14 protein-coding genes are annotated in these 16,363 nt (G+C 52.6%); 7 read left to right on the top strand and 7 right to left on the bottom strand.

What is annotated here, in order from left to right:
• Positions 1–20: 20 nt before the first annotated feature.
• Together pflB and pflA are read left to right on the top strand one after the other, a co-directional pair.
• Positions 21–2,303: a formate C-acetyltransferase gene (pflB, locus tag DA718_RS18600; RefSeq protein WP_112214641.1), complete on the top strand. Its 2,283-nt coding sequence runs from the start codon at positions 21–23 to the stop codon at positions 2,301–2,303.
• Between the two features lie 193 nt (positions 2,304–2,496).
• Positions 2,497–3,237: a pyruvate formate lyase 1-activating protein gene (gene pflA, locus DA718_RS18605; RefSeq protein ID WP_110275174.1), complete on the top strand. Its 741-nt coding sequence runs from the start codon at positions 2,497–2,499 to the stop codon at positions 3,235–3,237.
• A gap of 62 nt (positions 3,238–3,299) precedes the next feature.
• Here the strand turns inward: pflA and DA718_RS18610 are convergent, their stop codons facing one another.
• Positions 3,300–4,148 (bottom strand): MurR/RpiR family transcriptional regulator, encoded by an 849-nt coding sequence (locus DA718_RS18610; RefSeq protein ID WP_112214642.1) that lies wholly within the window; start codon positions 4,146–4,148, stop codon positions 3,300–3,302.
• Positions 4,149–4,270: 122 nt separating this feature from the next.
• Here DA718_RS18610 and DA718_RS18615 point away from each other — a divergent pair, with 122 nt between their 5' ends.
• Genes DA718_RS18615 through DA718_RS18635 form a run of 5 tightly spaced genes read left to right on the top strand, consistent with a single transcriptional unit; the run spans position 4,271 to position 8,046 of the window.
• Entirely contained in the window at positions 4,271–4,546 is a 276-nt protein-coding gene (locus DA718_RS18615) for a PTS sugar transporter subunit IIB (RefSeq protein WP_112214643.1), read from the top strand.
• A 17-nt stretch (positions 4,547–4,563) separates the two neighbouring features.
• On the top strand, positions 4,564–5,829 hold the full coding sequence (locus DA718_RS18620; protein ID WP_112214644.1) for a PTS ascorbate transporter subunit IIC: 1,266 nt from the start codon (positions 4,564–4,566) through the stop codon (positions 5,827–5,829).
• 12 nt (positions 5,830–5,841) lie between these two features.
• Positions 5,842–6,639, top strand: a complete 798-nt coding sequence (locus DA718_RS18625) for a transketolase (RefSeq protein WP_112214645.1) — start codon at positions 5,842–5,844, stop codon at positions 6,637–6,639.
• The gene (locus DA718_RS18630; protein WP_112214646.1) at positions 6,639–7,550 is read left to right on the top strand and encodes a transketolase family protein; all 912 of its coding nucleotides are present in this window, start codon (positions 6,639–6,641) and stop codon (positions 7,548–7,550) included. Before DA718_RS18625 ends, DA718_RS18630 begins: the two co-directional genes overlap by 1 nt.
• A 55-nt stretch (positions 7,551–7,605) precedes the next feature.
• The gene (locus DA718_RS18635; RefSeq protein ID WP_112214647.1) at positions 7,606–8,046 is read left to right on the top strand and encodes a PTS sugar transporter subunit IIA; all 441 of its coding nucleotides are present in this window, start codon (positions 7,606–7,608) and stop codon (positions 8,044–8,046) included.
• Positions 8,047–8,078: 32 nt separating this feature from the next.
• Here the strand turns inward: DA718_RS18635 and DA718_RS18640 are convergent, their stop codons facing one another.
• From DA718_RS18640 to rarA, 6 genes are all read right to left on the bottom strand, one after another.
• Entirely contained in the window at positions 8,079–9,227 is a 1,149-nt protein-coding gene (locus DA718_RS18640) for an MFS transporter (RefSeq protein ID WP_112214648.1), read from the bottom strand.
• A 273-nt stretch (positions 9,228–9,500) separates the two neighbouring features.
• Positions 9,501–10,364 carry a dimethyl sulfoxide reductase anchor subunit family protein gene (locus DA718_RS18650; protein ID WP_112214650.1) on the bottom strand — a complete coding sequence of 288 codons (864 nt, stop codon included), beginning with the start codon at positions 10,362–10,364 and terminating at the stop codon, positions 9,501–9,503.
• 1 nt (position 10,365) lies between these two features.
• A complete protein-coding gene (locus DA718_RS18655) occupies positions 10,366–10,983 on the bottom strand; it encodes a DMSO/selenate family reductase complex B subunit (RefSeq protein WP_110275192.1) in 618 nt (205 codons plus the stop codon).
• Between the two features lie 10 nt (positions 10,984–10,993).
• A complete protein-coding gene (dmsA, locus tag DA718_RS18660; protein WP_112214651.1) occupies positions 10,994–13,432 on the bottom strand; it encodes a dimethylsulfoxide reductase subunit A in 2,439 nt (812 codons plus the stop codon).
• Positions 13,433–13,632: 200 nt separating this feature from the next.
• Positions 13,633–14,925 (bottom strand): serine--tRNA ligase, encoded by a 1,293-nt coding sequence (serS, locus tag DA718_RS18665; protein WP_112214652.1) that lies wholly within the window; start codon positions 14,923–14,925, stop codon positions 13,633–13,635.
• Positions 14,926–15,014: 89 nt separating this feature from the next.
• A complete protein-coding gene (gene rarA / locus DA718_RS18670; protein WP_112214653.1) occupies positions 15,015–16,358 on the bottom strand; it encodes a replication-associated recombination protein RarA in 1,344 nt (447 codons plus the stop codon).
• Positions 16,359–16,363: the final 5 nt, after the last annotated feature.

Raw genomic sequence — 16,363 nt, forward strand, 5'->3', positions numbered from 1 at the left:
CTTAAGAAGGTAGGTGTTACATGTCCGAGCTTAATGAAAAGTTAGCTACAGCCTGGGAAGGTTTTGCGAAAGGTGACTGGCAGAAAGAAGTCAACGTCCGCGACTTTATCCAGAAAAACTATACCCCGTACGAAGGTGACGAGTCCTTCCTGGCTGGCGCAACTGACGCGACCACCAAGCTGTGGGACAACGTAATGGAAGGTGTTAAACAGGAAAACCGCACTCACGCGCCTGTTGATTTTGACACTTCCCTTGCATCCACCATCACTTCTCATGACGCTGGCTACATCGAGAAAGCTCTCGAGAAAATCGTTGGTCTGCAGACTGAAGCTCCGCTGAAACGTGCGATTATCCCGTTCGGCGGCATTAAAATGGTTGAAGGTTCTTGCAAAGCGTACGATCGCGAGCTGGACCCAATGCTGAAAAAAATCTTCACCGAATACCGCAAAACCCATAACCAGGGCGTATTCGATGTTTACACCAAAGACATCCTGAACTGCCGTAAATCCGGTGTTCTGACCGGTCTTCCGGATGCCTACGGTCGTGGTCGTATCATCGGTGACTACCGTCGCGTTGCGCTGTACGGTATCGACTTCCTGATGAAAGACAAATACGCTCAGTTCGTTTCTCTGCAAGAGAAACTGGAAAACGGCGAAGATCTGGAAGCAACCATCCGTCTGCGTGAAGAAATTTCTGAACAGCACCGCGCTCTGGGTCAGATCAAAGAAATGGCAGCAAAATATGGCTGCGATATCTCTGGTCCGGCAACGACTGCTCAGGAAGCTATCCAGTGGACCTACTTCGGTTACCTGGCTGCTGTTAAATCTCAGAACGGCGCAGCAATGTCCTTCGGTCGTACCTCCAGCTTCCTGGATATCTTCATCGAACGTGACCTGAAAGCTGGCAAAATCACCGAGCAAGATGCTCAGGAAATGATTGACCACCTGGTCATGAAACTGCGTATGGTGCGTTTCCTGCGTACTCCTGAATATGATGAACTGTTCTCTGGTGACCCGATTTGGGCAACTGAATCCATCGGCGGTATGGGCGTTGACGGCCGTACTCTGGTGACCAAAAACAGCTTCCGCTTCCTGAACACCCTGTACACCATGGGGCCGTCTCCGGAGCCGAACATCACCATTCTGTGGTCTGAAAAACTGCCGCTGAGCTTCAAAAAATACGCAGCGAAAGTGTCTATCGATACCTCTTCTCTGCAGTATGAGAACGATGACCTGATGCGTCCGGACTTCAACAACGATGACTACGCTATCGCTTGTTGCGTAAGCCCGATGGTTGTTGGTAAGCAAATGCAGTTCTTCGGTGCTCGTGCTAACCTGGCGAAAACCATGCTGTACGCAATCAACGGCGGCGTTGATGAAAAACTGAAAATGCAGGTTGGCCCTAAATCTGAACCGATCAAAGGCGACGTTCTGAACTTCGACGAAGTGATGGACCGCATGGATCACTTCATGGACTGGCTGGCTAAACAGTACGTCACTGCGCTGAACATCATCCACTACATGCACGACAAGTACAGCTACGAAGCTTCTCTGATGGCGCTGCACGACCGTGATGTTATCCGTACCATGGCATGTGGTATCGCAGGTCTGTCCGTTGCTGCTGACTCCCTGTCTGCAATTAAATATGCGAAAGTTAAACCGATTCGTGATGAGAACGGTCTGGCTGTCGACTTCGAAATCGAAGGCGAATACCCGCAGTTTGGTAACAACGACTCTCGCGTCGATGATATGGCCGTTGACCTGGTTGAACGTTTCATGAAGAAAATTCAGAAACTGCACACCTACCGTAACGCTATCCCGACTCAGTCTGTTCTGACCATCACTTCTAACGTTGTGTATGGTAAGAAAACCGGTAACACCCCTGATGGCCGTCGCGCTGGCGCGCCGTTCGGACCAGGTGCTAACCCGATGCACGGCCGTGACCAGAAAGGTGCTGTTGCCTCTCTGACCTCCGTTGCTAAACTGCCGTTTGCTTACGCGAAAGATGGTATCTCCTATACCTTCTCTATCGTTCCGAACGCGCTGGGTAAAGACGACGAAGTTCGTAAGACTAACCTGGCAGGCCTGATGGATGGTTACTTCCACCACGAAGCTTCCATCGAAGGCGGTCAGCATTTGAACGTCAACGTCATGAACCGCGAAATGCTGCTCGACGCGATGGAAAATCCGGAAAAATATCCGCAACTGACCATCCGCGTATCTGGCTACGCAGTACGTTTTAACTCCCTGACTAAAGAACAACAGCAGGACGTTATCACTCGTACCTTCACTCAGACCATGTAATTCCCTGTCTGACTGAAAACGCGTACAATAAAGGCTCCACGCAAGTGGGGCCTTTTTAGCACTCCCCTCTGCCATAGTCTCTTTTGTCTGCTGTCTATACTCAATGGATAACCGCCAAAACAGACTTAACACAGCCGGTTTGAGCTGTGCATCCACAGGCCCCGAACGGGCCGAATCTGGAGATATCACTGCAATGTCAACTATTGGTCGCATTCACTCCTTTGAATCCTGTGGCACCGTCGATGGCCCGGGGATCCGTTTTATCACCTTCTTCCAGGGCTGCCTGATGCGCTGCCTGTATTGTCATAACCGTGATACCTGGGATACCCACGGAGGTAAAGAGATCACCGTTGAAGAGCTCATGAAAGAAGTGGTGACCTATCGCCACTTCATGAACGCTTCCGGAGGCGGAGTGACAGCATCCGGCGGTGAAGCTATTTTGCAGGCTGAATTCGTTCGCGACTGGTTCCGCGCCTGTAGGAAAGAAGGCATTCATACTTGTCTCGACACCAATGGTTTTGTTCGCCGCTACGACCCGGTTATTGATGAACTGTTGGAAGTGACCGACCTGGTGATGCTCGATCTCAAACAGATGAACGACGAAATCCACCAGAATCTGGTTGGTGTTTCTAACCACCGTACGCTGGAGTTTGCGCGCTATCTATCCAATAAAAACATTAACGTCTGGATCCGCTACGTTGTTGTCCCCGGCTGGTCCGACGATGACGATTCCGCACATCGTCTGGGCGAGTTTACCCGTGACATGGGCAATGTCGAAAAAATCGAATTACTGCCGTATCACGAATTAGGCAAACATAAGTGGGTAGCGATGGGCGAAGAGTACAAGCTGGATGGCGTCCATCCGCCGAAGAAAGAAACGATGGAGCGCGTGAAGGGTATTCTCGAACAGTACGGTCACAAGGTGATGTACTAAACACAAAGCCATCACCCGGTAGACCTTGTGCTACCGGGTTTTTCTTCAGCATGAAATAAGCATCAGGACATAAAGTATTCCGACAGCTTATTCGCCACGCTTTCAATCGAGAAAATCCGCTTCTGATGCGCTTTGCGGTATTCGGCATAGCGTTCATCCTGCTCTTCCAGCGCACTCAGGATCCGATCAGCCACCATCATTGCGCCCGCAATTTCTGCAAATCCGGATTCACCTTCCCCTTGTAAAGCAACGGCTGCCTGAAGGTTCCAGTCAGACAGGCGGGCTAACGGCGTAAACGTCCCACGCGTTAGCGATAATATTTTAACCCCCTGCTGTTTTGCCAGAGACAGGGCCTGCATCATGTCCGCCGATGCCTGCTCGGTATGAATGACAATAATGCCGATTTTTTGATTATCAGCCAGCAGCGGCATCGCCGCTGGATAAGAGCGATCGACAAAACTTGCCGCTTTACCCATATTGATTAAATTCATTTGCAGGAACAACGCGACCGGCACCGCCGTACCTACAGCATAAATAGCAATGTTATTCAGCGAATTAAGCCAGTCTGCCGCAGCTTTCAGCTCCTGGTTATCGACAATGGCATTACTATCGCGAATGCTCGCCAGTACTGGTGCGATCTCTTCATTGCCATTGTCTTCTGAGCGCGCAGCCCCCTGCTCCATCGCCAGCGCCGTTCTGAAATCCGAAAAGCCTTTAAAGCCGAAAGCCCGACAAAAACGGGTGATACTCCCCTCACTGGTATCAATGGAGTCAGCCAGTTCTGAAATAGTGTGACGCATCACAAAATCAGGATTTTCCGTAATAAAGCGGCCGACTTTCTCCAGTATCGGGCTTAACCCCGAAGCTCCATTTCTTATGCTTATCAACAAGTTATTGTCTATCTGGCTCATGTTTTGCCTTATTTGCTCAAAATGCAAACACAGTCACATCTTTCGTTCTGCGGTAAAGATAATAATTATTATCTCACACAAACAAATAAAAATAATTATTTTTACAAACAGGAGAACATCTCATGAAAGGTCTCATAGTCTGTCGTACCGGTATGGGTAGCTCGTTAATGCTCAAAATCAAAGCCCAAAAAATTATCGACAAACATGGCTGGGATATCGATCTGGAACACGATGTCCTTTCGGGTCTGAGGACCTGGCGAGACATTGATTTCGTCATCACTATGCGCGATCTCACCGATGAAGTCGAAGCTGCCGGATTCAGAGCTATCGGCATTACCGATCTGATGAATAGTGAAGAAATGGAATCTGCTCTCACTCACGTCGTCCAAAGCAACTAACCTCTCCCGGAGGCAATATGGATCTCCTCAGATTTATTGTATTCGACATTCTGGGTGTAACCCCACTTTTAGTTGGCTTTATCGCGTTAATCGGCTTGTTAATCCAACGTAAGCCGATTGAAAAAGTCCTTTCCGGCACCTTCAAAACTATCGTCGGCTTTTTGGTGTTCGCCGGTGGTGCCGGGCTCGCGGTGACCTCTCTGGGTAATTTTCAGACGTTATTTAGCGATGGATTTGGTTTAAAAGGTGTTATGCCGCTCGCGGAAGCACTAACCGGGCTGGCGCAAACCAAATTCGCGATGTGCGTATCGCTTATCATGGTGATCGGTTTTGGCTGGAACCTGTTCTTTGCACGCGTCACGCCGTTTAAATACATCTTTCTGACCGGACAACATAACCTTTATCTCTCTGCGCTGCTTACCGTCACGCTGAAAGCGCTCGGCTATAGCGACATGACGACCATTATTGTCGGTTCCGTGTTATTAGGTCTGGCGGCCTGTCTTTATCCGGCAATTGCACAACCCTGGATGCGAAAGATCACCGGTAACGATGAAATCGCGATGGGGCACTACGTGACCCTGGCTTACGCCGCATCCGGCTGGATCGGCTCGAAGGTCGGCGATCCTAAACAATCCACCGAAAAGCTGAACCTTCCCGGCTGGTTGGGGATCTTTAAGGATTACATCGTCTCTGTGTCGATCTCGGTGAGTATTTTCTACTACATCGCCGCGCTCGCTGCCGGGAAAGAGGCGGTAACCGCTGCAGCAGGTGGTATGCACTGGCTGGTTTATCCACTCTTCCAGTCGCTGACCTTCACCGCTTCGCTGTACATCATTATTACCGGCGTGCGTCTGCTGCTGTCAGAGATTGTTCCGGCCTTCCTCGGGATCTCGGAGAAATTTATTCCTAACGCCAAACCCGCGCTCGACTGTCCAGTGGTCTTCCCGTATGCCCCCACCGCCACGGTTCTGGGATTTATCTCTTCGTTTGTTGGCGGGCTGGTGGTGATGGGCTTTCTCGCGATTTTGGGGCAAACCGTCATTATCCCCGTAGCCATTCCTTATTTCTTCATCGGCGCCACCGCAGCGGTATTTGGTAATGCCTCTGGCGGCTGGAAAGGTGCGATTGCGGGAAGCTTCGTCACCGGGATCCTCATCGGCATTGGCCCAGCGCTGATTTACCCGATTATGGAGTCCGTGGGTCTGTCAGGCACCAGCTTCCCGGAAACCGACTTCGTTGCCCTGGGCCTGGTTGTGTACTACATCGGTAAAATGCTGCCATAAGAAGGAAAAAACATGAACATTGATGAACTGAAATCTCATGCGCTCGCCGCTCGCCGCGAGATAGTCACCATGATTTACGAGTCCGGAATCGGTCATCCAGGCGGAGCGTTATCGATCATCGATATTCTGACCTGGCTCTATTATCAAGAAGTCGATCTGACAGCCTCTCCGCGTTCGCGAGTGGTGATGAGCAAAGGGCATGCCGTCGCTGCGCAGTACGCCATGCTATACCAAAAAGGGAAAATCGATCGCAGCGAGTTTAGTACGTTCCGCCAGATCAACTCGCGTCTGCAGGGACACCCCAGCATAAAATCGCTGCCGGATGTCGATGCAACAACCGGCCTGTTGGGTCAGGGGTTGTCTATTGCTTTCGGTATGGCAGCGGCAAAAAAGCGGCACAACGATCCGCACCGGGTATTTGCCATCATTGGCGATGGTGAAATGCATGAAGGGCAGATCTGGGAAACCTTGCAGCAGGCCGGGCATATGAAGATGGATAACCTGGTTGCCATTATCGATTACAACGGCTTCTCTTCTCACGATCCAGTCAACGAAGTCGTTAACCTCGAACCGCTGGCGGATAAAATCCGCGGCTTTGGCTGGCACGTACTTGAGCTTCATAACGGCAATGATATGCATCAGGTGGCCGACACCCTGATGTTATCCCGCCATCTGAAAGGCAAGCCAATTGCCATCGTGGCACACACCACGAAAGGTTCCGGCGTCAGCTACATGGAAAACAACGGCGACTGGCACTCAAAAACCCCGAGTAAAGAACAATATCAGCAGGCAATGGAGGAGTTACAGTGATGAAAGCACCCCGTGATGAGATCGGTAATGCCCTGATTGCCCTGAGAGAAAAAGGCTATCCTGTCGTTGCCATTGACAGCGACTTAGCCAGCTCAACGCGTACCGACCAGTTTCAGGCAATCTACCCTGAGGCCTTTTTCGAAATGGGCATTGCGGAAGGTTCTGCTATGAGCTTTGCGGTCGGTCAGGCGCTGGAGGGCTTTATGCCCTTCTATGTCAACTTTGCGATGTTCGTAACCGGAACCGCCTGGACTCAGTTGCGGCAGGCCTGTTATGCCAAAGCGAATATTAAGCTCGTCGGCAGCCATCCCGGCATGGATGATGGCCCGGACGGCGCATCGCATCACGCACTGGAAGATCTGGCGTTAACCCGCGTACTGCCTGGCTTAACTATTCTGACGCCTGCTGATGCCGAAGAAATTGCCGAAGCCTTTGAACAAGCCGCGAAAATTAATGGGCCAGTCTATATCCGCGTCGCGCGAGAGCCGATGCCGGTTCGCGATAAGAGCGCGATCCCGCGGGTGACCGATATCGCCGCCATCGCCGACAGCGGCAACGATTTCGCCATTATCTTCGAAGGAACCGTGCTCGAGCAGGCTACCGACGGCTACGAAAAACTGCTCGCCAGCGGCAAAAAGGGCAAGCTAATCCATGTGGCTACGCTCAAACCTTTCAATCAGCAGGCATTCTATCAGCTGGTCGAAGACTGCCCGCTCATCGCCACGCTGGAAAATCACAGCGTAAACGGTGGGCTCGGTGGATTGATTGCTGAAACCATGGCTCAGGCGGCTCACCCTGCCCGTCTTGCACGACTGGGGACGCAGGATACGTTTACTGAATCAGGTAATAGCAGGCAACTGAAAGCGAAATATGGTATCTCGGGCGAGGCGCTGTTGAACGCGCTTCGTTAACCATCACGCGAGCCGATCGCGTTGCCGATCGGCTCCGTTATTAAAGAGGTCCAATATGGAAAATGCGTTATTTTCCGCCTGTCAGTTTGCCAGTAACGGGCTGGACTGGCGCAATGCCATTCAGCTCGCCTGCCACCCTTTGGAGCAGCAAGGAAAAATCACCTCGGAATATGCTCAGGCAATTATCAGTGCCACGGAACAACACGGCCCCTGGTACATACTCAGCCCGGAATTTGCGCTACCGCACGCGCGTCCGCAAGAAGGCGTGTTAAGCCAGAGCAGTGTACTTTCGTTGCTTTGTTGCGAAGAAGGCGTTGAATTTCCCGGCTATCCCGGTATACGGCTGATAGTGGTGCTGGCGGCAGCGGATAGCGAACAGCATATTCAAACGATCCAGCGGTTAGTGTGCTGGCTGGATGAGGGGGACAGGCTACAACAATTCACTACAGTTCAGGATAAAGCCCAGTTTGCGGCGCTTATCGCTTCTCACCAATAGTCAGGGGATGTATCCCCTGACTATTGCTTGAATCAGGCGTGCGCCACCGGCGTCGGATGATGTCCGGCCTTGCGCAGCAGCGTCAGAAGGTAGATAAAGGAGACGCTGGCAATCATGATAAACAGCAGATTGTCTGAGAAATTTTGCATCAGCATGGCGGTAAGCGTCGGACCAAGCAGGCTACCAACGGTGTAGCTCATCAACAGCGCCTGGTTCATCGCCACCAGCTGATGACGTTCCACTTTTTCACAGGCCCAGGCCATAGCGACCGGGTAGAGCGTGAAGCCGGAAGCGCCAAGCACGAACAGCGCAGGCGCCATTGCGGCCTGGCTCAACATCGCCAGACAGCCCAAAATCACCACAAAAACCTGAACGCGCAGGACCATCAGACGGCCATAGCGATCGGCCAGTCGACCAATTGGCCACTGCCCAACGATACCCGCACTCACCATCACCGCCATCCAGAAGCCGATACCCGAATCGCTGACGCCCTTATGGTTCAGCCATAGCGGCATCAGTCCGTACAATGAACCGAGGACTATACCGGAGATAATGCAGCCGTTAACTCCGTGACGCGCCTGTCGCAGCCTTAACATTGGCCAGATACGCGCGGGTTCATGCTGCTCATCAGCTTGATTTGCCACGCGGGTAAACAGCAGCGGCAGAATGCCCGCCAGAGCCAGCGCCGTCACCCACGGTAGTACGCTCATCAAATCCGTCGGCAGTTTGCTGACCATTAATTGGCCCAGCACCGTGCCAACATAATAAATCATCATATACGCCGCCAGCAGGCGACCACGGCTACGTGAGGTGCCGCTACAGACCAGCGCGCTCTCAACCACCACCCAAATCATCGCGCAGCCCACGCCCGCTATAAAACGCCAGCTAAACCACGTCCAGAAACCAATGGTGATACCAAGACCCACGCAGCCAACGGCAAAAATCATCGATGCCAGATAATAGCTACGGTTAAAACCCAGACGCTTAATCACCCATCCGGCCAACAGCGTTCCCACCAGGTTGCCGGTGAAATAGGACGAACCCACCATCCCAACCTGCCAGGTAGGCATGTTTTCATGGGCGAGCCAAAGCGGGACGAGCGTATTTAAAACCGCTATCGCCAGGGTCAATAAAAGCAGGCCACAGAGCAACATTTGCACTGGCCGGGTGTAGATGGTCATGGATATAAACCGTGATGGAGTTCAGATTTCGTGCGCATCATGCCACTGCCGCAAACATTGTCAATCCACCACAAATCAGGCATCGCGGGGTTTGCGGGCGAACGATAGAAGTTTTTTATCCAGCGAGTCGGCAACAGAATCGTTATTTATATTATTCCATTGTTTTTATTAATTTATTAGAAAACAGAGGCGGGAATATCAGTAGAAATATTTCATGAATCGACCGCACTTTTTATCGCGCCAGAGTACTTATTTCTGGCGCGATAAAGGTCATTAACTGGCGATAGCCATCCCTACGGTCATATGCAGGCCATAGAAGACGCCACGACCAATCATCTCACCAACCAGTACCAGCACAAATGCCAGCCCCAGTAGCGGTAATGCAGGCTGATATCCCTTAAGTTGTGGGGCAACCCAGCAAACCAGCGCCAGCACCAGCGCAACCACGCGCCATGCCATCAGCGAACCGTAATCCGGCACCAGAGCCGAGGCCTGCTGTATGGAACTATGGATTGTTGCCAGTTCGCTCCCCTGCATCAATACCACCGTCACGCTAACCACCAGCGCCAGCAAAGTTACTGCAGGCAACAGACGCATCGCCCAGCCATTAACTCCCGAGAAACGCAGCAGCAGATATCCCAGCAGCGGGCCGCCGATAAACATCGTCAGGAAGAAGCTAAGCGGCGTCCAGATCGTGTACCAGGTAGGTACCGTATCGATGGTGTTATACACACGCACCATCATCCAGACGAAGATAACGCCCAGCACCATGGTAACGACCAGCCAGAGGTTACGCAGTCCCGACGGGAGTTTATTGACCACCGCCAGCAGCCAGCCAATACCGCCGATGGCGAAGAAAATCGCCCCGCTGGCGATTTCATTACTCAACGACGAAGCACCCACGCGATTCAACGAATTAAAAGCACGCATTGGCGATCCGAGATGCATCGTGGAGGCAATAAAACCAATCCCCATCAGCACCCACAGGCCAAACATACTCCACACCACTCGCTGCTGTTGTTCACGCGATAAGTCGCCTTTCATTAGCGCCAGGGCCAGTACAATAAACCCGCCCACCACGCACTGCCCAAAAACCGTGAAAATCATCAACGGCCATTCATGCCATCCACTCCCCATCTCACACCTCCTTCGGGTTGGCCAGATAGCCGGTGGTATCACCACACGGACGGCTGTTGGCGTTAGGTTTTATTACAATGCTTGGCTTAGTGAAATGCGCGGCAGGTAGCGGCGCAACGGCAGCCAACTGACCGTGTTTTTTACGCAATTCTTCAATAGGGCCAAAATCGAGCGCGCGCAGCGGACAAGATTCGACGCAGATCGGTTTTTTGCCTTCGGCTACGCGTTCATGGCAACCATCACACTTAGTCATGTGCCCTTTCGCCGCATTGTACTGTGGCGCACCGTACGGACAGGCCATATGGCAATAGCGGCAGCCGATACACACATCTTCATCCACCACCACAAAACCATCTTCACGCTTGTGCATCGCACCGCTTGGACAAACCTTGGTACAGGCCGGATCCTCACAATGGTTGCAGGCGATAGAGAGATAGTAGGCAAAAACGTTTTGCTGCCAGACGCCGTTATCTTCCTGCCAGTCGCCACCGGCGTATTCGTAAATGCGGCGGAAGCTCACATCCGGCGTGAGATTTTTGTAGTCTTTACAAGCCAGTTCGCAGGTTTTGCAACCGGTGCAACGGGCGGAATCAATAAAAAATCCATATTGAGTTGTCATCGGTCACTCCTTACAGCTTTTCAACCTGGACAAGGTTGGTATGCGATGGGTTGCCTTTCGCCAGCGGCGACGGGCGTTGGGTGGTCAGCACGTTAATGCTGCCCGCCTGATCCACGCGACCTGCATCCGGGTTGTACCAGGCCCCCTCTCCCAACGCGACAACGCCAGGCATCATTCGCGGCGTCACTTTAGCTTCGATATGCACTTCACCACGGTCGTTGAAAATACGGATACGATCGCCATTGGCGATCCCGCGTTTCTTCGCATCAAGTGGGTTAATCCACATCTCCTGACGGCAAGCAGCCTTCAGTACATCAACGTTGCCGTAGGTTGAGTGGGTGCGAGCTTTGTAGTGGAAACCGGTAAGTTGTAGCGGATAATTTTTAGTCAAAGGATCGTTATAGTTTTCGAACCCTGGGCTATAGATCGGCAGCGGATCGATAACGTCTTCTTCTTTTAGCTCCCAGGTCGCGGCAATCTCCGCTAGCTGTGCAGAGTAAATTTCGATTTTCCCTGACGGAGTGGTTAACGGGTTAGCCGCAGGATCTTCGCGGAAAGCCCTGTAGGCTACGTGATGCCCTTCAGGATCGCGCTGTTTGAACATTCCTTGTTTACGGAATTCATCAAACGGCAATAGCTCAGGAATCGCTTTACGGGATTGCTCATAGAGATGACGTAACCACTCTTCCTGAGTACGCCCTTCCGTAAACTGTTGCTCAACGCCCATGCGTTTTGCCAGTTCCGTCGTCATGTCGTAGATGTTCTTGCACTCAAAGCGAGGTTTGATCGCCTGGTCGGCAAAAATCACGTAAGACATGTTGCCGCAGGAGGCGTCGAGGGCAAAATCCATCTGCTCTGAGGCCGTACAATCAGGTAGCAAAATATCGGCATATTTCGCTGACGAGGTCATATGGCAATCAATCACCACAATCATCTCGCACTTCTTGTCATCCTGCAGAATTTCATGAGTACGGTTGATTTCTGAATGCTGATTTATCAGACAGTTACCAGCATAGTTCCAGACCATTTTGATGGGCACATCGAGCTTATCTTTGCCGCGCACGCCGTCGCGCAGCGCGGTCATTTCGGTCCCGCGTTCAATAGCATCGGTCCACATAAACATGGAAATGCTGGTTTCAACTGGGTTTTCCAGCGTCGGCATACGTTCAAACGGCAACGAGTAAGAGCCTTCACGCGCGCCGGTATTCCCACCATTGATCCCGACGTTACCGGTTAAAATCGCCAGCATAGAGATTGCACGGGAAACCAACTCGCCGTTGGCGTGACGCTGCGGTCCCCAGCCCTGGGAAATGTAGGCAGGCTTGGCACCAGCAATCTCACGCGCCAATTGTACAATACGCGCCTGCGGGATGCCGGTAATCGTCGATGCCCACTCAGGGGTTTTCGCAATACCATCTTTGCCCTGACCGAGAATATAGGCCTTATAGTGGCCATTGGCTGGCGCACCTTCCGGCAACGTTTTCTCGTCATAGCCTACGCAGTACTTATCCAGGAAAGCCTGATCAACGAGATTTTCGCTAATCATTACCCACGCCAGCGCGGAAACCAGTGCAGCATCAGTACCGGGTCGGATGGGGATCCACTCGTCTTCACGCCCAGCGCCGGTATCGGTGTAGCGAGGATCGATAATGATCAGCCTGGCATTAGATTTCTCTCGCGCCTGCTCCAGGTAGTAGGTCACCCCGCCGCCGCTCATTCGAGTTTCACCTGGGTTGTTGCCAAACAGCACCACCAGCTTACTGTTTTCGATATCCGAAGGGCTATTGCCATCAGCCCAGCCGCCGTAAGTGTAATTCAGACCTGCGGCGATTTGCGCGGTGGAGTAGTCGCCGTAATGGTTAAGATAACCGCCGCAGCAGTTCATCAGGCGGGCAATCAGGGTTTTCCCCGGTGGCCAGGAACGCGTCAAGGTACCACCCAGGGTTCCGGTACCGTAGTTCAGATAGATCGATTCGTTACCGTAGTCTTTAATCAAGCGCTGCATATTGCTGGCGATAGTATCGAACGCTTCCTCCCAACTGATGCGCTCAAACTTACCTTCACCGCGTTTGCCAACGCGCTTCATCGGATATTTCAGGCGATCGGGATTATAGACGCGCCGACGCATCGAGCGACCGCGCAGACAGGCACGAACCTGGTGCAGACCATCATAGTTATCATCGCCGAGATTATCGGTCTCAACATATTTGATTTCGCCATCAACCACATGCATACGCAGCGGACAGCGGCTACCGCAGTTAACCGTACAGGCGCTCCAGGTGACCGTTTCGCTAACAGGAATTTGGGTGTCCGCAGCATAGGCAATGCGAGCGAAGGGTAATGTAAATGCGCTGCTGGCCATCGCCAGCCCGCCAATCGCCGTGGTTTTCATTAAACCACGCCGGCTCACCTCGGCAGCCAGTAAAGCATCGGGGGTTTTGGTTTTCATAAATACTCGCTTTGGTTGCTCACAATTAACTGAAAACCGTTATATAGATTAATATATAAAGAAATTAGCCTTTATTAGTTTTTTATACTGGTTAATCCAAAGGGAGTATCTTCGTATTCACTGAGGCGATTATTGCCCGGTATCAAGAAGGGGGTAAAAAAAAAGCGCCTGAAGGCGCTTTTGAGAAGAGTGTCTAAAAATCAGCCGATAAATTCGAGGCCACGCATGTACGGACGCAGAATTTCCGGGATCTCGATGCGACCATCAGCCTGCTGATAGTTCTCCATCAGGGCAACCAGCGTACGTCCGACCGCGAGGCCAGAGCCGTTCAGCGTGTGCACCAGGCGAGTTTTCTTGTCAGACTTGCTGCGGCAGCGAGCCTGCATACGACGCGCCTGGAAATCCCCGACGTTGGAGCAGGAAGAAATTTCACGGTAGGTGTTCTGCGCCGGAACCCACACTTCCAGATCGTAGGTTTTGCATGCACTAAAGCCCATATCACCAGTGCACAAAGCCACTTTACGATACGGCAGATCCAGCAATTGCAGAACCTTTTCCGCATGCCCGGTCATTTCTTCCAGCGCCGCCATTGAATCTTCCGGACGCACGATCTGTACCATTTCGACTTTGTCGAACTGGTGCATACGGATCAGGCCGCGAGTGTCACGACCATAGGAGCCCGCTTCAGAGCGGAAGCAAGGGGTATGCGCTGTCATTTTGATCGGCAGATCGTCTTCGTCGATGATCTCATCGCGAACCAGGTTGGTCAGCGGGACTTCCGCCGTCGGGATCAGCGCGTAGTTGCTGCTATCGGCTTCTTCTTCCAGCGGGCGGGTGTGGAACAGATCGCCTGCGAATTTTGGCAGTTGGCCGGTGCCGTACAGCGTGTCCTGGTTAACCAGATACGGAACATAGTTTTCGCTGTAACCGTGCTGTTCAGTGTGCAAGTCCAGCATAAACTGCGCCAGCGCGCGATGCAGGCGAGCCAGTTGGCCTTTCATTACCACAAAACGGGAACCAGTCAGCTTCACGGCGGCGGCAAAATCCAGGCCTCCGTGCATTTCGCCCAGCGTCACGTGATCGCGAACGTCAAAATCAAACTCACGCGGCGTACCCCAGCGGCTAACTTCAACGTTATCGTTTTCATCGCGACCGGCCGGAACATCGTCGTGCGGGAGATTAGGGATAGTCAGCGCGATATCACGGATTTCCGCCAGTAGTGTATCCAGTTCGGCCTTCGCAGCATCGAGCTGTTCACCGAGCTTATTCACTTCCAGGCGTAATGGCTCGATATCTTCCCCACGCGCTTTCGCCTGGCCTATGGATTTCGATCGGGAGTTGCGCTCCGCCTGCAGGTTTTCAGTTTGAACCTGCAGAACTTTACGACGCTCTTCCAGAGCGCGAAGTTTATCTACATCCAGCTTATAGCCCCGGCGTGCCAGTTTTTCTGCGACTGCGTCTGGCTCGGTACGCAGCAGATTGGGATCGAGCATGCTTATCCTGTGCTTATCGAATTAATAAAGAAAAATGGCCGCAGATGCGACCACGGAAATATTGTGACAACCTTACCGCAACGCCCCAATTATCGGTAGCGTTTTATCGGGCTATTTTGATCCTGTTCGGTTAACCAGGCGAGCTTTTCGCCTATTTTGCCTTCCAGCCCCCGGTTTGTCGGCTGATAATAGCGTGTTTGTGCCATTTCCTGCGGGAAATACTGCTCTCCCGCGGCATAAGCATTGGGTTCATCGTGCGCATAGCGATACTCTTGCCCGTAGCCCATTTCTTTCATCAGTTTGGTTGGTGCATTACGCAAATGCACCGGTACATCATAGTCAGGGCGCTCGCGAGCATCAGCCATCGCCGCTTTAAATGCCGTGTAAACTGCGTTGCTTTTTGGCGCGCAGGCAAGATAGACAATCGCCTGCGCAATCGCCCGCTCGCCTTCAGCCGGGCCGACGCGGGTGAAGCAGTCCCAGGCGGAAATGGCGACCTGCATCGCCCGCGGATCGGCATTGCCGACGTCTTCCGAAGCTATCGCCAGACAGCGCCGAGCCACATACAGCGGATCGCCACCGGCAGTAATAATTCGCGCATACCAGTACAGGGCCGCGTCCGGTGCACTCCCGCGAACCGATTTGTGTAGTGCGGAGATTAAATCGTAGAAACGGTCGCCTTTATTATCGAACCGCGCGCTGCGTTCTCCGGCAATTTCAGTCAACAACTCAACGTTCAGCACTCGATTACCGGAAGCATCGGTTTCGGCCATATCGGCCATCATTTCCAGAGTATTCAGCGCCCGGCGCGCATCACCGTTTACCAGATCGGCAATGGCCTTGCGCGTCTGGTCCGGCAGAACTATATTTTGCCCGCCGTAGCCTCGGGTTTTATCACTCATTGCCTGATCGAGAACCTGCTCAATGTCGTCACCGGTTAGTGATTTCAGCAGATAGACGCGCGCACGCGATAGCAGCGCAGAGTTGAGTTCAAAGGACGGGTTTTCCGTTGTCGCGCCGATAAAGGTGATGGTCCCGTCTTCAATATGCGGCAGAAAAGCATCTTGCTGGCTTTTATTGAAACGGTGAACTTCGTCGACAAACAGGATCGTGCGGCGGCCTGCGTTGCGGTTTTGACGCGCCCGCTCGATGGCCTCACGGATCTCTTTCACGCCGGAGGTCACTGCCGAGATGCGTTCTACGTCGGCGCTGGCATAGCGGGCAATGACCTCAGCCAGCGTAGTTTTTCCGGTACCCGGCGGTCCCCACAGGATCATGGAGTGCAGATGCCCGGCTTCAATTGCCCTCGGCAAAGGTTTACCGGGTGCCAACAGATGCTGCTGGCCGATGTACTGTGCTAAATTTTCTGGCCGCATACGAGCGGCCAGTGGTTGAAACGCGTTATCGGAAAAATCGAGCGACAGATTGCTCACGTTCG

The sequence above is a fragment of the Klebsiella huaxiensis genome, from assembly GCF_003261575.2.
In the GTDB taxonomy this organism is placed as follows: Bacteria; Pseudomonadota; Gammaproteobacteria; order Enterobacterales; family Enterobacteriaceae; genus Klebsiella; species Klebsiella huaxiensis.

Excerpts from the sequence above, each read along its gene's own strand:
- pflB (WP_112214641.1), top strand. The coding sequence starts at position 21 with ATGTCCGAGCTTAATGAAAAGTTAGCTACAGCCTGGGAAGGTTTTGCG.
- pflA (WP_110275174.1), top strand. The coding sequence starts at position 2,497 with ATGTCAACTATTGGTCGCATTCACTCCTTTGAATCCTGTGGCACCGTC.
- DA718_RS18610 (WP_112214642.1), bottom strand. The coding sequence starts at position 4,148 with ATGAGCCAGATAGACAATAACTTGTTGATAAGCATAAGAAATGGAGCT.
- DA718_RS18615 (WP_112214643.1), top strand. The coding sequence starts at position 4,271 with ATGAAAGGTCTCATAGTCTGTCGTACCGGTATGGGTAGCTCGTTAATG.
- DA718_RS18620 (WP_112214644.1), top strand. The coding sequence starts at position 4,564 with ATGGATCTCCTCAGATTTATTGTATTCGACATTCTGGGTGTAACCCCA.
- DA718_RS18625 (WP_112214645.1), top strand. The coding sequence starts at position 5,842 with ATGAACATTGATGAACTGAAATCTCATGCGCTCGCCGCTCGCCGCGAG.
- DA718_RS18630 (WP_112214646.1), top strand. The coding sequence starts at position 6,639 with ATGAAAGCACCCCGTGATGAGATCGGTAATGCCCTGATTGCCCTGAGA.
- DA718_RS18635 (WP_112214647.1), top strand. The coding sequence starts at position 7,606 with ATGGAAAATGCGTTATTTTCCGCCTGTCAGTTTGCCAGTAACGGGCTG.
- DA718_RS18640 (WP_112214648.1), bottom strand. The coding sequence starts at position 9,227 with ATGACCATCTACACCCGGCCAGTGCAAATGTTGCTCTGTGGCCTGCTT.
- DA718_RS18650 (WP_112214650.1), bottom strand. The coding sequence starts at position 10,364 with ATGGGGAGTGGATGGCATGAATGGCCGTTGATGATTTTCACGGTTTTT.
- DA718_RS18655 (WP_110275192.1), bottom strand. The coding sequence starts at position 10,983 with ATGACAACTCAATATGGATTTTTTATTGATTCCGCCCGTTGCACCGGT.
- dmsA (WP_112214651.1), bottom strand. The coding sequence starts at position 13,432 with ATGAAAACCAAAACCCCCGATGCTTTACTGGCTGCCGAGGTGAGCCGG.
- serS (WP_112214652.1), bottom strand. The coding sequence starts at position 14,925 with ATGCTCGATCCCAATCTGCTGCGTACCGAGCCAGACGCAGTCGCAGAA.